The sequence below is a fragment of the Paenibacillus sp. Aloe-11 genome (assembly GCF_000245715.1).
Lineage (GTDB): Bacteria > Bacillota > Bacilli > Paenibacillales > Paenibacillaceae > Paenibacillus > Paenibacillus kribbensis.
In genome coordinates, this window is sequence record NZ_JH601054.1 from 170,137 (window position 1) to 188,536 (window position 18,400).

At 42.1% G+C, this 18,400-nt stretch carries 15 protein-coding genes; 12 read left to right on the forward strand and 3 right to left on the reverse strand.

Annotated elements, in window-relative coordinates:
- Window positions 1–45: 45 nt before the first annotated feature.
- Both WG8_RS11930 and WG8_RS11935 read right to left on the reverse strand, forming a co-directional pair.
- Window positions 46–264, reverse strand: a complete 219-nt coding sequence (locus WG8_RS11930) for a hypothetical protein (RefSeq protein WP_007430429.1) — start codon at window positions 262–264, stop codon at window positions 46–48.
- 119 nt (window positions 265–383) lie between these two features.
- Window positions 384–1,496, reverse strand: coding sequence for an alpha/beta fold hydrolase (locus tag WG8_RS11935; protein WP_007430430.1), 1,113 nt, complete (start codon window positions 1,494–1,496; stop codon window positions 384–386).
- A gap of 147 nt (window positions 1,497–1,643) precedes the next feature.
- On the opposite strand from WG8_RS11935, the gene WG8_RS11940 reads away from it, so the two are divergent.
- From WG8_RS11940 to WG8_RS11990, 10 genes are all read left to right on the forward strand, one after another.
- The gene (locus tag WG8_RS11940) at window positions 1,644–2,201 is read left to right on the forward strand and encodes a TetR/AcrR family transcriptional regulator (protein ID WP_007430431.1); all 558 of its coding nucleotides are present in this window, start codon (window positions 1,644–1,646) and stop codon (window positions 2,199–2,201) included.
- A gap of 137 nt (window positions 2,202–2,338) precedes the next feature.
- Window positions 2,339–2,743, forward strand: coding sequence for an Rrf2 family transcriptional regulator (locus WG8_RS11945; protein WP_007430432.1), 405 nt, complete (start codon window positions 2,339–2,341; stop codon window positions 2,741–2,743).
- Between the two features lie 662 nt (window positions 2,744–3,405).
- Window positions 3,406–5,301 (forward strand): carbohydrate-binding protein, encoded by a 1,896-nt coding sequence (locus tag WG8_RS11950; RefSeq protein WP_043891006.1) that lies wholly within the window; start codon window positions 3,406–3,408, stop codon window positions 5,299–5,301.
- Window positions 5,302–5,676: 375 nt separating this feature from the next.
- Entirely contained in the window at window positions 5,677–7,095 is a 1,419-nt protein-coding gene (locus WG8_RS11955) for a helix-turn-helix transcriptional regulator (RefSeq protein WP_007430434.1), read from the forward strand.
- A 681-nt stretch (window positions 7,096–7,776) separates the two neighbouring features.
- Window positions 7,777–9,360, forward strand: coding sequence for a spore germination protein (locus WG8_RS11965; protein WP_007430435.1), 1,584 nt, complete (start codon window positions 7,777–7,779; stop codon window positions 9,358–9,360).
- Window positions 9,357–10,544 (forward strand): Ger(x)C family spore germination protein, encoded by a 1,188-nt coding sequence (locus WG8_RS11970; protein WP_007430436.1) that lies wholly within the window; start codon window positions 9,357–9,359, stop codon window positions 10,542–10,544. Before WG8_RS11965 ends, WG8_RS11970 begins: the two co-directional genes overlap by 4 nt.
- A gap of 3 nt (window positions 10,545–10,547) precedes the next feature.
- A complete protein-coding gene (locus WG8_RS11975; protein ID WP_007430437.1) occupies window positions 10,548–10,790 on the forward strand; it encodes a hypothetical protein in 243 nt (80 codons plus the stop codon).
- A 42-nt stretch (window positions 10,791–10,832) separates the two neighbouring features.
- A complete protein-coding gene (locus tag WG8_RS11980) occupies window positions 10,833–11,945 on the forward strand; it encodes a GerAB/ArcD/ProY family transporter (protein WP_007430438.1) in 1,113 nt (370 codons plus the stop codon).
- Between the two features lie 40 nt (window positions 11,946–11,985).
- Entirely contained in the window at window positions 11,986–14,058 is a 2,073-nt protein-coding gene (locus tag WG8_RS11985; RefSeq protein ID WP_007430439.1) for a thioredoxin domain-containing protein, read from the forward strand.
- A 279-nt stretch (window positions 14,059–14,337) separates the two neighbouring features.
- Window positions 14,338–15,081 (forward strand): IS4 family transposase, encoded by a 744-nt coding sequence (locus WG8_RS11990; RefSeq protein WP_085980044.1) that lies wholly within the window; start codon window positions 14,338–14,340, stop codon window positions 15,079–15,081.
- 102 nt (window positions 15,082–15,183) lie between these two features.
- Here WG8_RS11990 and WG8_RS11995 read toward each other — a convergent pair whose 3' ends face one another.
- The gene (locus WG8_RS11995; protein ID WP_007430441.1) at window positions 15,184–15,378 is read right to left on the reverse strand and encodes a tautomerase family protein; all 195 of its coding nucleotides are present in this window, start codon (window positions 15,376–15,378) and stop codon (window positions 15,184–15,186) included.
- Window positions 15,379–16,053: 675 nt separating this feature from the next.
- Here WG8_RS11995 and WG8_RS12000 point away from each other — a divergent pair.
- The gene (locus WG8_RS12000; RefSeq protein ID WP_007430442.1) at window positions 16,054–18,051 is read left to right on the forward strand and encodes a methyl-accepting chemotaxis protein; all 1,998 of its coding nucleotides are present in this window, start codon (window positions 16,054–16,056) and stop codon (window positions 18,049–18,051) included.
- Between the two features lie 144 nt (window positions 18,052–18,195).
- The coding region (locus WG8_RS28415; RefSeq protein WP_007430443.1) for a hypothetical protein at window positions 18,196–18,400 on the forward strand (205 nt) is incomplete at its 3' end.

Consider the following 18,400-nt stretch of genomic DNA (forward strand, 5'->3'; position numbering starts at 1 on the left):
TTAAAATGGACCGCATAGGTGATCCATTTGTACATTCCTATTTTATTAATGATGCCACCACGATTCCACAATTTGATGAGCATGTTGCGGTTGATATCCTCTTCCTATGAGGTAGGAAACTGCTGCCGCCTCTCTTAAAGCATGCTCCGTAGAAATGGTCTGTGCTTCCCACAAACCATTTTTTACCCAAGGCTCCACTACTGCTAATGTTTCATGTTTTAAATTGTGCATATAAGACGATTTCGGATAATAACTATATGCCAATTATTACTCCTCCTTTTTTCCAGCAAGAATACACTAGCATATGCCCATATTGTTTTTTGGTGAGCCCAAAATTCTCAACCATGGTTTTGGGACTTATATCAAATTGTTTATAAATATTGTTATAGGAATTTCCTCATTTCATTAAATGCTAGCTCCCTGTGACCTGCTTGACAGTGTTGTTCACCACCCGTTTCTTTAGTAAATACTTTGGTTGTAATAGAAGCCGCATTGATTAATTCTTGTTGAATTTGTGCGAGTCGGCTAATAGGTACATATTGATCATCTTCTCCTGCTAATAAAAGAACATCTTGATTAATGAATGCTCCAATGCCGTGCATCGTGTGCTTTTCGAAATTTCTAATAAGATCAAAAGGTGTTGCTTCACCAGTGTTTTCCATTCCTTTGGTAATCTTCCAATGTAAATCAATATTGTGAGACATCATCTTTTCGAATAATGAATTCACTTGATCCACTTCATTACGATCGACTAGCTGCATCATACTCTGATACGTTTCTTCTGGCATACCCATTTTTAATGCATCTAAGCCACAATAGAAAATGTTGAAAGCAACTACTTTATCGATTCTCTTTTCGAAAGCTGCTGCCCGCATAGCCAAATACCCTCCCCAAGAAGCACCTACGAGGCTTACACGATCTAATTGGAAATAATCAATCACCGTTGATATTGGCTTTTCCCAGTTGTGAATGAATTTAAGACCGTTTTTTAATGCAGTTCCTTGTCCAGGACCATCAAATACAATAATATTGTAATCAATTCCTTTCATGAATTTCATCATTTTAAGCATCTCTTCCATGTAGGAATCATACCCACCAAAAACAAGTAATGTTTTTGTAGCTCCAGGTGTCAATAATTTTACAGCAGGCAGATAGGAGTCTTCATAGGGAATCTTGTAGGATTCATACTCAAATTCATGAAAGCTTCTATAGAATGTTTCTCTATATCTTTGATACATTTTTATTTTATTGGGATCGGTGGGTGCAAGATAAAATTCGGCAGCTTGATAGTAAGCTGAGGCTAAGTCATAATCCTCACTTTCTTCGCGTTTCTTTGCTGAATCCAGCCAGGCTGCATACCAGCTATGGGTATCAATTAATTTCGGAATGATTTTTTCCAAATCAGCTTCGGTTCGATCATCTTCTTGGTAATAATCATTGATAAAACGATTAATTTGAAGATTAAATTGTTCGTTATTTACATATTGCTTAAACATATAATTTTCCTCCTTCGATTCGGGTATGTGTTTACTATAGAGTATAGTTACTACATAAAAAATAATTAGTATCGTATCATCTGTAGGATATCTTACACGATATATATGAAGTATTCGAAAACTTACACATAAGGAGCAAGTGGTTAAATGAATGAAGATATCAGAATTTACAAAACAAAAATGGCTATTGAACGAGCCTTAATTGAATTACTCCAGCAAAATGATTTTAAAGATATTACGATCAAAAAAATTTGTGATCAAGCTCTTATCGGACGTTCTACTTTTTATAGTCATTATTTGGATAAGTACGACTTGCTAGAAAAAATAGTTAAACAGTATGCTTCTGATTTTAAAGTTGAGGTTGAACATCGTTTTGAAGCAATGGAAGAGGGGAAGGTAGCAAATGCCATAGAACTTGTAACCGATAAAATGATTACAAAAAAGTTCGAGATTTCAACATTGTTAGCCGTTCATGAAGTAAATGCAGATCTACGTAAGGAATTTGAACAAATTTTGTTTAGGACTTGCTTAGATTATTTAAAGCAACAGAAATATTCAACGTCGATCGCATTGGAGTTTTTAACAGAACTATATGCTGCTAACTCAATGATGTCTATCCATTGGGTTTTGAGAAATGGCAAAGATACTAACATCATTCTTCTTTTAGATCAAATGCAAGAATATATTTTTAATCAGCTAAAGTAATAGGAGGTGCCTTGCTTATTTCAGGGATTGACTTTGTCTTTTCCTTGTGTCTGTCGGAGCATTCGAAAGTTGACGATACTGCATTATAAAAGATATTATATATAGATTAGATCCTGAATTGAGGTGAACCACCGAACATGAAGTATTCTAAAGCGACGAACTATGCCCTTCACACCATGCTCTTTTTAGTAGTATTAACTCCTAATAATAAGCCTGTTGGTGTACAACAGTTAGCGGATCGGCAAGGGGTTTCACCTACTTACTTGTCTAAAATACTGACCAAGCTGGTCAAGGCGGGAATGATTGAATCCACTTCAGGTGCCAATGGAGGTTATAGATTGAAGCGGAACTGGGAGGATATTTCGTTTCTAGATGTCATTCATGCGATTGAAGGCACAACTTCTTTGTTCGATTGTTCTATGAACCATGAAGCAGAATGCTTGATTCAAAAAGTAATGGTTTCAGCGGAGAGCAAAATGGATGAGCATCTTAGAAACCAAAAGCTGTCTGAACTTGCTAAAGAAATAAAATTGGTTCTGTGAGCCATATTTATTTCGGATTGATTATAGATATAAAGAATCTTTTATATATTTCAAGTGGACTATAGAAGTGGCCCATGTAGGGCCGCTTTTTTGGTTTTGAAAAGCATTGAGGTACTAGTTGGGGGAGATAGAGTTTCAGATAGATCAATATTTTACAGGCCCATTCCTTACCTTAAAAGGAGTGAATTTTTGCATAGTCGCTTTAAATAGGTTTTAGATCAAGCAAAAAAATATAAACAACACATTTAATTGAGGCGCTAGCTTTAGCAGCACATGGAAGTACCACTGGATTAAATGGAGCTAGCGAGCAGGGAAAAGCTCAACAAAATTGTGCAGATGACGCAGGAAGAGGGTGAAGGAAAAAAATTATACAAAGAATTGTTCCTCTGATTATTCCCCAACTCAAAAAAAGCTTTTTTCTTCTTGTTGGCTCAGAATCATTCTTTTTTGCTTTCCAACGACATAGCATCACTTCCAGTAATTCATATGATATTCAGCGTGAAAGAAACCCGCTATGGCTTTCTCATCGGAAAACTTAAGGTACGGGTATCCAAAAGATACCCGAAATACTGAAAGCGTTTTCAAATGAAAGTGGACCATCGTGTCTTCTGAAAATGTAACTTTAAATAGACTGATAAATAAAAAATGGAGGTAATACGTTTATGATTAAAAAGCTTTCGGTGTTTATATTAGCTTTTACATTATTGCTGAGCTGTTTACCAATGATGTCTGTTCATGCTGCTAACAGTGCAATTGCGAAACTCCCTGGAAATTCAAATCCTCTGATAGACCATAAATTGGGAGCTGATCCCTTTGCGCTAGTCTATAATGGAAGGGTTTATATCTATATGTCAAGCGATGCGTATGTCTATAATAGTGACGGAACAATTAAAGATAATGATTTTAGTGCACTTAATAAAATAAACGTCATATCTTCTGCTGATATGGTGAACTGGACAGACCACGGTGCAATTCCGGTCGCAGGATACAATAATGCAAATAATGGAACTGGCATTGCAAAATGGGCATCACTCTCATGGGCTCCGTCGGTTGCACATAAAAATATAAACGGTAAGGATAAATTCTTCCTTTATTTCGCAAATGGTGCCTCAGGTATTGGTGTGCTAACTGCAGACACTCCGATAGGGCCGTGGAAAGACCCGCTCGGAAAAGCTCTTGTTACACAAAGCACAGCTGGAATGTCCGGAGTTACGTGGCTTTTTGACCCGGCGGTATTGGTGGATGATGATGGAACAGGATATCTGTATGCTGGTGGAGGTATACCCAATACCTCGGACCCAGCGTCAATTGCAAATCCTAAAACAGCCAGAGTTTTAAAACTGGGCGCTGATATGACTAGCATTGTTGGAAGTGCAGTAACCATTGATGCTCCTTACATGTTTGAAGATTCTGGAATTCATAAGTATAACGGCAAATATTATTACTCTTATTGTATTAATTTTTCCGGTACACACCCGTCAAATTATCCAGCAGGTGAAATCGGCTACATGGTGAGCAACAGTCCTATGGGGCCCTTTACTTATAAAGGGCATTTTCTGAAAAATCCATCTACATTTTTTGGAGTTGGTGGAAATAACCATCATGCTGTGTTTAACTTTAATAACCAATGGTATGTAGTGTACCACGCCCAAACGGTCAGCAAGGCTGTATTGGGAGCTGGAAAAGGATACCGTTCCCCGCATATCAATAAGCTTGTGCATAATGCTGATGGAACAATACAAGAGGTACAGGGAGATATGGCAGGTGTATCTCAGATAGCCAATCTTAATCCATACAATAGGACTGAGGCTGAAACGATCGGATGGAATGCAGGGATTACAACTGAGGTAAGTCAGGCAGCAGGCGGACCAACAAATAATCTTGATGTGACCAATATACACAATGGTGATTGGATTGCTGTAGGAAACGCTGACTTTGGTTCCGGCGGAGCCAAGACATTTAAAGCAAATGTAGCATCCAATGTAGGCGGCAAAATAGAAATACGTCTGGACAGTGCCACGGGTACTCTTGTTGGAACTCTTAATGTCAGTTCTACTGGAGGAGCACAAACATGGAAGGAAATAGAAACCACTGTAAGTAATGCAACCGGTGTTCACAAGGTTTTCTTAGTCTTTACCGGAACAGGGACTAGTAATCTATTTAATATTGATTACTGGCAGTTTACACCCAATACTACTGGAACAAGGGTTGAAACCGAGAATATGACCCTTGGCGGTACTTACGCTGGGAAGATCAGTTCTCCTTTCAATGGGGTCGCTTTATATGCAAATAATGATTATTGTGCATACACTCAGTACTTTGCCAGCTCCACCCATAGTATTTCAGTCAGGGGCTCTTCCAATAATTCAAGCACCGCCAGAGTAGACTTGCAAATAGGAGGAACCACAGTTGGTTCATTTTATTTTACCGGAACTACGCCGACGGTCCAAACCTTATCCAATATCACCCATGCAACCGGAAATCAAGAGGTTAAACTGATCGTAACTACCGATAACGGGACTTGGGATGCATACGTGGACTATTTAGAAATTAATTAACGGTTGGTGATTCAACCTCAGAAGGGACTGGAAGGAATGCATCCGCAACATTCTTACAGGAGTGCTGCGGATGTAATCAGTATTTTGTTTCTTGTGAGATTATTTCATCCTCTTATGACGTATACGTAATGATATGCAAACAAACATAAGAAATCATTGTTTACTATATAGCCTTGAAGAACTGCCCCATGTACAGGCTTTTAATGCTATTCAAAAAGGTATCTTGATCATAAATCTGAAAGGGATATGATTTTATTCTAAAAAATGGTACAATTATGAGCGAACAGACTATTATATTACTGCTTGTTTTCCAATTCCATAGTTTATTTAACTATGCATCAAATGATAAGTTTATGCTGAAAGGGTGGTTTATCCATGGAAATCACACCTACGATACGAGCAGAATTAGACAGATACTTAAAACAAGAGGGTTTGAGTCTGACGCAATTTGGACATATTGCAGGCATGAATCGGGGAATAGTAAGTAGTATTGTGACAGGAAATAAGTCTATGTCTGTTAACCAGCTTGATCGAATTACTGAGGCTATGGGTTTAGCGGAAGGCTACTTTTACGACTTGTTTATAGAAAACTACATCATCGATTTCCCCCCGAATATGCGTCGAATTGAGCGGCTGCTATATCGTTGCGCAGAGCTGGACAAGCTGGATGCGATCCGTCGAGTGGTAGGAGCCATCATGGACAATCTACTCTATTCGCCCAAATTATTTGACATTGCGGAGACCCTATTTGCACAGGGACAACCTGCTGCCGCACTACTGCTCTATGAGGGCGTAGCTGAAGCGGAAAAGTATCAACATTCCGAACGCTTAGCCATTTGTCAATATCGTATATTCACGATTCAGATTGGAAACGATCAAAGCGGAAATCTCAGGGCCTCAGCGGTATTTGAAGCGTTTGTTGAACGTCTGGATGAAATAGATCAGCTTGACGCATTGAAGGATTTGGCAAACGTGTACAGGTCTTTGCGTAAATGGGACAAAGTTGATGAAATGGCAAGAAAAATGAGGGCTAAAGCGGAAATTCAATATTCGATGAAACACCAACAGGACAGCCGAGAGTATGATGAGTGCTCTAAAAGGCTAAGTCGCCCCATGTTTGTTTACATCACCTATGCTGATTTACTGTGTGCCAGTGTATGTGAAGCGCAAGGCGATTATCAACAAGCTCTAGATTATACATACACCTACACTAATTTAGATTGGGTCAAAGAGACTGACGAAAAAACCCAACACTGGATTGGTTTGTTCCAACAATGGGCAGAAGGTAATACTTACGTATACAAGCTGCTGTCAGGAGATATAAGTGTGCTTCGAGATTATGTTGAATATATTGCAGCAACATCAGGCTCTAACGAACAAGAGGAGATCTCCAAATTGTTGAATGTTGTAATTGCAGCAAACCGATTTGAATTAGAAGTGGATGATATACTTCAACGGTTTGATACGAAGATTAATTCGTTTTCTGAGCATTCCTCATCCGATGATATGTACACCAAACAGGTGATACCGGACTATATCGCGTGGTTTGGTTACGAATTAGCTTATTATTATTTACATCAAGGTTCCTATATTGATGGTTTTAAACATTTGATGTATTCAATGGAAAGTTATCATATACTGAATAATGAGACTTATTTTATAAATTGTATGGGTCTGTTTTTACATTTTCGTGAGTATGCGGTTACCGAAACCAAAGCGAAGTTTTTAAATCTTATTGAAAAGGTGTGGTTAGATAATGTTGAAAAAGGTAGCTCTTCTGATTATCGCGGCTAGTTTTTTGTTTATTGTTACTGTGCCAGACCAAGCCTTTAACCACCACCACGATATTAAGCCTCAAGTTACCATTGGAGGTGCTTAAACATAAATAAAACGGAATGAAAAAGAGCTACAATAGATGCACTCCCAAAATAGTTATTGGAGAGGACCAGCCAGGTTCAGCCAATAAAAATTGGGGGTGCATTGTATATTTAAGCAATTACATACATATGAATTGCTGGTATTTGACTCAGCAAAAAACGCAAACCGATATTGCTCTTGAACTTGGTATCGCGAAACAGCAGCTACATAACTACAAAAAAATCCTAACACTGATTCCTGAGTTACAGGATATGATTGAAGATCTGGAGTTGGGAATTAAGGTCATTTTCCATAAATTTGAATAGTGTTACTATGTCATGACGAACTCAAACAGAGGTATATTATGACAACCATATGACGTATGGTATTCCAAAAGGAATGAATCAAGGAATGTCTTTTGAACTTGATCAAGCGCAGTGTGACAACTACTGTTTGGTCTGAATCCGTCCTCATAGATACTTTCAAGAATTCTTCTTACGGCTTTCTCAGTTTGAATGTTTATCCGTTCAAGACTCATATCAGCGTACTATGAATACAAATTCCGTTATTTGGAATAATAACTGATAAATGAATGCCGTAGGGGGATTATATGTTCTGATGAGGAAACATTTTTTGAATAAGATTAGATTGCCTAACTATTTATTCGAAAATCACACAGACGATATTCTGAAGCAGGAAGACATAGTCAACATTCCGATTTCGCCAAACTTGGAGGACAATCTGAAACGGATTAAGGAGACGTTTATCGGTTGCAATGATCTGACGATTCTCCATTGGGGCTATGGCGAAGGACTGGAACAAACGGCATTCTCCGTTTATTTCGATACCCTGGTTCAAGAAAAAAGTGTAAATTATATGAAAGAGTCTCTGCAGGATCTGGTCACACATGAAGTCGGGCCAGCAACAACGATTACTCTCGATGATGTAATATTATTTTTTTCTAATAACGGAATATCAGCACAATCGGCAAGAATTGTTGATCACTTCGACCAAGCTATTCTGCATATTTTGGACGGGGACCTCGTCATCTTCTTTAACAAGTGGAATAACGCGCTTAGTTATAAAACACTTGGGATTATGCATCGTCAGATTACTGAGCCCATCACGGAGCCTGTCGTACAAGGTCCTCATCTGAGTACGATCGAGGACCTTGATAGTAACATCGGGATAATTCGAAATTTGCTAAAATCCCCGCGACTCAAACTCGATTATTTAACAGCAGGAGAGGAAAGTAGAAGGAAGATCGCTTTCGGTTATTTAGACGGAGCCGTCAATCCGGAGACATTAACGGAATTCAAGCGGCGGATATCGGACATCGACAAGGAAGAAATATTGGAAACATCTTATTTAGAGGAATGGATCGGGGAGTCTACCTATTCCCCCTTTCCCCAAGTTCGCTATACGGAACGGCCGGATACAGCTATTGCTGCCTTGCTCGACGGGAAAATTATCGTAATGGTGAACGGCACGCCGACAATATTAATTTGTCCGGGGCTTTTCTTCGAATTTTTTACGAGTAGCGAGGATTATTACAACAGAACCATATTTTCATCGTTAATCCGACTGCTCAGGATCGGAGCGCTCTCCATCGCACTTTTGCTGCCAAGTATGTATATTGCCTTAACCACCTTCCACTCCGAGTTGATTCCGACTGTTCTGTTGCTAACGATTCTTGAAACGCGCGAAGGGATCCCATTTCCAGCTTTTGTGGAAGGGCTCATTATGGAGTTTTTCTTTGAATTGCTGCGAGAAGCCGGGATTCGTCTGCCTCGGCCAGTCGGCTCGGCTGTCAGCATCGTCGGGGCGCTCGTTATCGGCCAGGCTGCTATCCAAGCTAAAATCGCTTCACCGGTTATGGTCATTGTCGTTGCCTTAACCGGAGTTGCTTCCTTTGCTCTTCCTCAATACAGTATGGCTATCGCCATCCGCGTTTTAAGATTTCCTCTCATGGTTCTCGCGGCAACATTGGGGGGACTTGGAATCATGATCGGTTTCCTGGCAGCTCTCTTGCATCTCACCTCTTTGCGTTCACTCGGCCAACCGTATTTGGCGCCAGTAGCACCTCTAGAAATCAAACAATTACGGGATATTTTCATTGTCTTCCCGCGAAAAGTTTTGCTTCAATCTCCACGAAATCGCCATCTGCACAAAAAGACAAGGGGAAGGAAGAAGATGCGATGAGACCGTACGTATACGTTGCCATATCGATGTTGTCTTTTTCCCTATTGACTGGTTGTTGGGATAAATCGGAATTAACGGAATTCGGATATGTACAAGCGGTGGCAATCGATCGGACCGAGGAAGGAAAGGTTAAACTTACGACACATTTCTATAATCCTACTGGCGGAACGGAAACGGGCGGAACTAAGATGGGAGGGGCTGACAAGACATATCAAAGAAGCATAAATATCCAGACAGAAGCGGATACTGTCTTTGAGGCGGTACGGGATATCCCCATCCATTTGGGACGTAAAGCAAAATGGGACCATATGCGGATCATCCTTATTGGTGAACAGTTGTCCCGGAAACAAAACGTCAGTGAAATTCTCGATTATTTTTCAAGAGATCATGAACCTCGGGCTACAGTCCTTACATTAATTGCCGCAGGAGAGGCTGGCGACTATTTGAATACCAAGCCGTTCATTGAGCAAACCGTCGGCCAGCAGTTTCGGAAAATCGAAGAATCCACAGCTAGGTATTCCGCCAAATCATCCAGAGTTCCGTTGTTTGAGCTGGCTATTCAATTGAAAGGCGAATCGGAAGTCGCAATGGTTCCTTATATTTACAAAAATCAGTCGACGCAAAAAATTTTCGTTGCCGGGATCGCCCTGCTCAAAAAAGGAAAGCTGACCGGCAGCATATTGTCGTCGAAAGATACCGGTTCGTTATTAATGCTTATCAACAAATACAAATCCGGAATTCTGGAATACCCTTGCACCGAAACAACTGGAGAAAAAAAAACGAGGAAGGAATCATATGAAATCTATTCCCTAGATACAAAGGTAACTACTTCAATCAAAGAAAATGAAGTTACTATCCATGTATTAACCAAAATTAAAGGTGCGGTTGGAGAACTCCGTTGTTCTTCCCTTAAATCTATAGAAGAGGGAAGACAAATCGAAAACAAAATCAATGAGCTTGTTAAACGCGATATTCTGAAAGTAACACAGTTGCTACAGAAAGAAAGAATGGATGCAATCGGAATCGGAAATCAAATCTACAGGAAAAACCCGTCATTATGGAAACGGTGGAAGCCAAGCTGGAACGAGCGTTTTGCCGAAAGCCGGTTTGAGGTCGTCGTCGAGACAAAGATTTTGAATACAGGCATGGATGTAGGTACGCCATTCGGGGAAAAAGGAGGATAAACTGTGTTTGCGAAAATAGTTTTACTTTTCCTGTTGTTTATGGCGATGTTGACCAATGACATTCCGAAATTGAAGCGAACTAGCCGCCGTGACTGGCTCGCATATGGTGCGCTGATGATGCCCATGATTTATCTCAGTTTTATATTTGTGATGGAAAAACCTTGGCCGAACTTCAACGATATCCTCGTATATTTTTTTTCCGCTCCGGCCAAACGTATTGTCGAAGCGTTAAGGCTCCCATCCTGAACACCACCGGTTAAGGAAGAAAATCCTGAAAGGATTGATCTCATGAGCAAGCAAGAAAGCGTCAGTTCTATCCAGATGAGCGTACTCTTTCTCATTTTAATGTCCAGTTCGTCGATCTATCTTATTCCGGCGCCGCTCACGGACGCAGCCAAAAACGGGGCATGGCTTTCCTTGCTGCTGGCACTCGCGATGGGCATGCTCTTTTTGGCTTGCATTCTTTATTTGCACCGCAAGTATCCAGGGATGACATTTATAGAATACAGCCGCCACACGATTGGCAAATGGATGACGATCCTTGTGGCCGTCCCTTATGTTTGTATTTTGTTCTGGCATATTGCTACTATTGTGCTCTACATAGCCGCATTTATCAAGACCGCGATGTTGAAAGAAACGCCTGATTATGTAATTTGCTCCTTATTTTTTGTGATGATTGCCCTGACTGTTCGCGCAGGGATTGAAGTTATTGCCAGAATGTCCGGTGTATTGCTTTTCATGATGTTCGGATTTATCATCGCGATTTGGGCCATGGTTGCACCCCTTTATCATCCGGAGTACCTCTTGCCGGTGATGCCGGATGGTTTTAAACCGATCCTTCACGGCGCTTACATCGCATATGGTCTCCCATATGCCGAACTTCCCCCATTCGCCATGATTCTCCCGTTTGTCCGAAAGAAAGACGAAGGCACACTCGGGAAATATTTGTTCTTTGCTCTTGTGGTCAATGGACTTTTTATGTTGACATCCATCATAAGCACTATTATGGTTTTAGGTCCTCTGGCCGGCGATTTGAAATACTCCTTGTATGTGCTTGCCCGAATGATCTTTGTTCAGGAAATTATTGAAAGAATAGAATCGGTGATCGGATTCTCACTGGTCGCAGGTACATATATGAAAGCCGTCATTTACTTATTCATTTTGAACAAGGCACTGTCGCAATTGTTGAAATTGCAGGATAACCGAACCTTGATCTTTCCCATTGCATTTATTTGCCTTTTGCTCTCAATTACCATGTATCCCAATGAAATCGAAGCCATTGAAGCCGTATATGTAATCTGGCCAGTAGTAAATACTACTTTTTATGTTCTTCCTCTGCTATTGATCATAATCGTCACCTTATTTAAAAAGCGGCAAAAGACGTCAGAAAAACTCATATAATGGGGCACTGAAAACGATACCGGCGGGAGGGGTATACATTGTGGAGATAAAAGAAGAGCGTAAGCCAAACCGACTAATACATGAGAAATCACCGTATTTATTACAGCATGCCTATAATCCAATTGACTGGTATTCTTGGGAATCAGAAGCGTTTGAAAAGGCGAAAAAGGAAAATAAGCCCATTTTCTTGTCTGTCGGCTATTCGTCTTGCCATTGGTGTCATGTAATGAAAAGAGAGTCGTTCGAGGATGAAGAGATTGCGGAGATATTAAACCGGGACTACGTATCCATTAAGGTGGATCGGGAGGAACGTCCGGATGTGGACCATATTTATATGTCCATCTGCCAGACGATGACCGGGCATGGGGGCTGGCCGTTGACGATTTTGATGACGCCGGATCAGAAGCCTTTTTTTGCGGGTACGTATTTGCCCAAGGAGCAAAAGTTTGGCCGTGTCGGTCTGTTGGAGTTGTTGGACAAGGTGGGAACCCGGTGGAAAGAACAGCCCGAAGAGCTGGTGGAATTAAGTGAGCAAGTGCTGACAGAGCATGAGCGGCAGGACATGCTTGCAGGATATCGCGGTGAACTGGATGAACAGAGCTTGAATAAAGCCTTCCACCAATACAGCCACACCTTTGACAAGGAATATGGTGGCTTTGGAGAAGCACCTAAATTTCCTTCTCCGCATATCTTGTCCTTTTTGCTGCGATATGCACAGCACACTGGAAATCAGCAGGCACTGGAAATGGTAGAGAAAACGCTGGATGCGATGTATCGGGGTGGAATTTACGACCATGTGGGCATGGGATTTTCGCGGTATTCAGTGGATGAGAAGTGGCTGGTGCCGCATTTTGAAAAAATGCTGTATGACAATGCTCTGCTCGCCATTGCTTATACGGAGACTTGGCAAGTGACGGGCAAGGAGCTGTATCGGCAGATTACAGAACAAATTTTTACATATATTGCAAGGGAGATGACGGATGCAGGAGGGGCCTTCTATTCGGCAGAGGATGCGGATTCCGAAGGAGAAGAGGGGAGATTTTACGTCTGGGACGACTCCGAGGTAAGGGCAGTACTGGGTGATGAGGATGCCTCCTTTTTCAACGATTTGTACGGGATTACACCTTACGGGAATTTTGAAGGCCACAACATTCCAAATCTGATTGATATCAATCTGGAAGCCTACGGGCTGAAGCATGACCTGACTAAACAAGAGTTGGAAGATCGGGTACGTGAGCTGCGAGACAAGCTGTTTGCGGCCAGGGAAAAGCGGGTTCATCCTCACAAGGATGACAAGATCTTGACCTCGTGGAACGGGCTGATGATCGTTGCATTGGCCAAGGCAGGACAGGCTTTTGGGGACGTCACCTATACGGAACGGGCACAGAAGGCAGAGTCGTTCCTCTGGAGCCACCTGAGACGAGTGGACGGGCGACTGCTGGCGCGTTATCGGGATGGTGATGCGGCTTATCCTGGATATTTGGATGATTATGCTTTTTATGTGTGGGGCTTGATTGAGTTGTATCAGGCGACCTTTGATGTACAATATCTGCAACGGGCGCTGACGCTCAATCAGAATATGATTGACCTGTTTTGGGATGAGGAGCATCATGGTTTGTTCTTTTATGGGAAGGATAGTGAGCAGCTCATTGCCAAGCCTAAGGAAATCTACGACGGTGCGATCCCGTCCGGCAACAGCATCGCGGCCCATAATTTGGTGCGGCTGGCACGGCTGACGGGTGAAGCCCGATTGGAGGACTATGCAGCAAAGCAGTTCAAGGCTTTTGGGGGTATGGTTTCTTATGATCCGCCAGGATATTCGGCCTTGCTAAGCTCGTTGTTGTACGCGACCGGGACGACGAAGGAAATTGTGATTGTAGGCCAGCGTGATGACCCACAGACGCTTCAATTCATTCGGGCGATTCAAGCTGGATTCAGGCCGAATACAGTTGCTATTTTGAAGGATGAAGGACAGTCTGCAATCGCAGACATAGTCCCTTATATCCGTGACTATACGCTCGTCGACGGTAAACCGGCTGTGTATGTGTGTGAGCATTTTGCCTGCCAGGCACCTGTAATGACTCTCGACGATCTTAAAGCTTTGCTGGATTGAATAGAATTAAATAAAAACAACCTAATCCCCTTTGGTGGGATGGTTATCGCTCCGGTGTCGTTAAAGCCAAAATCTGTGGACTTCAAACCGTTTGCTTTTCTACCTTCTCATCCAAAGCTAGCGAAGTACCGTATGAGCTTTTCAAGCGCCTGTTTCATTTGTTGATTTCAAGGTGTAATCGTGCAACCAAACGCCAATTGCACCTACCCAACGATCTGTTATTGGTAGACTCGACAACGATCACGGTAGGAAAAACACGTCTGCCTTGGGCGCTGTTTCATGGAGAACGCGCAGGAATCAAGCTGCATGTCGCATTCGCTGCGGCTACTGAGCAACCCGTTCAGGTCATTGAAACGATCGATCGGTACGGTTCATGATGGCCCTATCGGTGAGAAGCTTGCGGACAAGGATTACATCTTAGTAAATGACCGAGCTTACGGGAAGATAAAGCGTTTTGATCAATATGTCGCGGAGAAGCAGTATTTTGTAACCCGTATCAAAGAGAACGTAACGCTTGTGAACCCACATTCCTTAAAGAACAGGAAAGTGGAAACCTCGAACGTCATACGGGATATTACTTGTTATCTCGGAACACCTCAGTGCCAGTCGGAGCTTCGACATCGCGTCGTGATCTTTCAAGATAACAACGGCAATGAAATTCGGGTCGCAACCAATCTTGTGCATCTATCAGCCGAAGAAATTGCTGATACCTACAAGGCACGCTGGGGTATTGAAGTTTTCTTCAGATGGATAAAACAGAACCTAAATGTACCTGTTTTGTTTGGCACAACAATGAATGCCGTGTTCAATCAGCTTTTTGCCGCGTTAATGACTTACGTTATCTTGAAATGGTTATATGATCACTCAAAATCATTTGTCATCCCTTGCAAGAGAATGCCCTTGATCCGTTTCGCGGAACAAATTCAGCACGATCAACTACAAATTGAATGGATCATCGCCACTACCAAAGTGTTGGAAAAACATGTCTATTTGTCAAATTTCAAAAAACCAGTTTCTGGTTAATCAACAGGCGTGGAGATGTATGACTTGTCCTATGCAACAAAATTCCCTTCAAACCAACTTGCTCTAAGTAATTTCGAGCGGCAAGATCTACTTCTTTTGCTTTTATTGCTTTCTAAAATCATCAGTCAAAATTCCTGAAAACCCCCAGTTTTCATCCTCAATTTCTTCGATGACAATATGAATATGTTCTGGTTTTTTGTCAAGAACCCGAACCAGAGTCTCTGTAAACTCTTTAACAACTTGGGCTTTCTGATCACGAGAAGCGCCCTTTGTTATTTGAAGATTAATATAAGGCATAGTTCTTCCCTCCATATATAGGTTACTGTTGATACTTAAAGATATAGTTGATCACGCCTGTTGATTAACCAAAATAAGGTATCCAAAAGCTGAAAAAAGGCCACTCTTTCGATAAAATCGATTCCACCACAGAACCCGATTTGAAAGAGGAGACCTCATGAAAAAAGTCTACCACGTTTACAAACTTTGTTCAAATTCTTCTTAAAGAAGAAGATGTGATCAGCATACTGAAAGAAAGAGTTGAACTACAAAGATACAGCACGCAAATTTACAGCACATCAGTTACTTGTATTCTTTATGCACGCAACTTTGGGGGTAGCAAGCATATGGCATTTTATGAAAAATGACCTTATGTATGCCACCTTCAAGGGGATTATTTCATGTTAAGAGGTAGGCATAGTGAGTTGAAACTAACATTTTCTTAACATCTATAGCGTATTTTTTTTAATATTTTTTAGGTATATTACATTAAGGAAACGGTTCCAAGGAGCCTTGCTGCATTCGAAATTAAGCACAAAGACCTACTCACTACTATGTTTATAACTTTTTGTGTACAAGCATTTTAGGGGGAGTTGATAAAGAACGAAAAATGGATTTGTCGAGTGAACATCACTGGTAACACGAAGTGGTTCACCATAAACAAGCATTCTTAATAATGAAATGGAGATGTTGATGATGAAGAAGTTTTCTAGAAAATGGCTCGTGGGAGGGAAGCTCAGCAATAACTTTAAAATGAAGCTGATGGCAGCTTTTATCGCTTTTTTGATCATACCGTCCTTGATTATTGGGGGGTTGTCGTTTATGAGCGCCAGCCAGCAGATTCGAAAGCAGATTGAATATAGCGCCGAGCAGGCTATTATCCGCACTAATTATGTTATTGACAGTGCTGTTTCACCTAAGGTATACGACGCAGAATATTTTGCTGAGAAGCTAAAAGGCAATCGAGTAGAGACGGAGGAAAAGGCAGCAGAGCTGGAGGAATTTCTCAAGCAATATATTACACTCCATCCTGAAACAGAATCCATTTATTATGGCTCAAAAGAAGGTAAATTTACTACCTATCCGCAGAAGGAATTACCCGATAACTATGATCCTCGAGTTAGACCTTGGTATGAGGAAGCCATGAAGGAACAAGCCAAAACAGTGATCAGCTCGCCCTATCTTTCTGCATCCTCCAAGCAAATGACAGTCACGGTGTCCAAGGCCACGCCAGATGGTTTGGGTGTTATTGGCATTGATCTGAAGATTAGCGGAATTAAAGAGACTTTGAACGATATTAAAGTAGGCCATGAGGGTTATGCCATATTGCTGGACAGCAATCGTACTTACATTGTTCATCCGACGAAGGCAACAGGCGCCAAAATTGCAGATGCTGAAGCACGCATGTATGAGAGCGACGCGGGTGAATACGAGTATCAGTATGAAGGTCAGCCCAAATATATGAATTTTGCGACTAACAAGCTGACAGGCTGGAAGATAGGCGGTACGCTGTATTTATCTGAAGTGGATGAAGCAGCACAGCCGATTTTGATCAGCACTCTGCTTACGATTGTCGGGTGTCTTGTGGTAGGCATAATCATTGTCTATTTCCTGATTCGTTCGATTATCAAGCCTATTATAAAATTGAAGGAACAAGCGATGAATGTGAGCGCGGGGGACCTGACGCAGGACATTCAAGTGAAGAGTGAGGATGAGATCGGACAATTGGGACTGGCTTTCAGAAATATGCAGGATAACTTGCGATCTGTCATTCAGAACGTAGGGGATAGTGCAGATCATGTCGCCAGATCCTCGAACGAGCTAACGGTAAGCGCAGAACAAACCAGTGCTGCAAGTGAGCAGGTGTCTCAGGCTGTCCAGGAAATTGCCAGCGGAGCGGAAAAGCAGACTACAGGCCTGGAAAATAATTCGGTGTCACTGGATGAAATTGCGCAAGGGGTTACGCAAATCGCAGAACGCTCAGTTTCGGTAGCGGATTTGGCCAGACGATCCTCATTGCAAGCAGAGGAAGGACGAAAGTCCGTTGAGCAGACGGGAGAACAGATGGATTCCATTCACCAGTCGGTAGAGCGATCTAACCGGATGATTCAAACCTTGCAGGCCCGTTCTCAGGAAATCGGCGAAATTACGAAGGTTATCGGTGATATATCCAATCAGACGAATCTGCTGGCCCTGAATGCAGCCATTGAGGCGGCCAGAGCAGGTGATCATGGCAAGGGCTTTGCGATCGTTGCTGATGAGGTGCGCAAGCTGGCAGAGCAATCGCAGGCATCTGCTACACAGATTGCCACATTGATTACCGAAATTCAGCGTGAAACGGAAGCGACGGTGCAGACGATGAACCAGGTTACGACTGAGGTACAGGATGGGCTGCAGATTTCCAAGGAGACGATTGTCAAGCTGGGACACGCGATGGAGGGCATTCGAGAGACAACACCTCAGGTGGAGGAAGTCGCTGGGATTGCACAACAGATATCAGCCAGTGTGCAGGAGATTGCAGCGACAGCCAACGAACTGGCGACGATTGCAACCGGTAATGCTGCTACATCAGAGGAAGTCGCCGCATCCTCGCAGGAGCAGCTGGCTTCCATGGAGGAAATATCGGCTTCTGCTCAGATGCTGTCCACAATGGCTACTGAGTTGAAGTCGATGATCAGTCGTTTCAAATATTAAAACGAACTTGAACCGTATGGAATCTATAGTACAATGAATGCTCGGGACAGTTCTTTAAGCCTTATGGCATAAGGAATCTGTCCTGAGTTTTTTATATGTTCAATATAGCTTGCAAAGTAGGGGAGATTACAGGAGGGAGAACACTTGGTTCGCGACTTGGTGCTATATGCTATCATGCTATTATTAATTGTTTTGATTTCTCGGCTTATCCGGCAAACGATTATACAACGTTTGCTGGATCAAAATCGAGATCTTCTAAGTCTACTTCGGATTCAACCCGGCTTTACCTTCAAGCTGGAGAAAAACGGCGACGAATTTTATTATAGGCTGCTCGAAGGAGGCTTGCTGG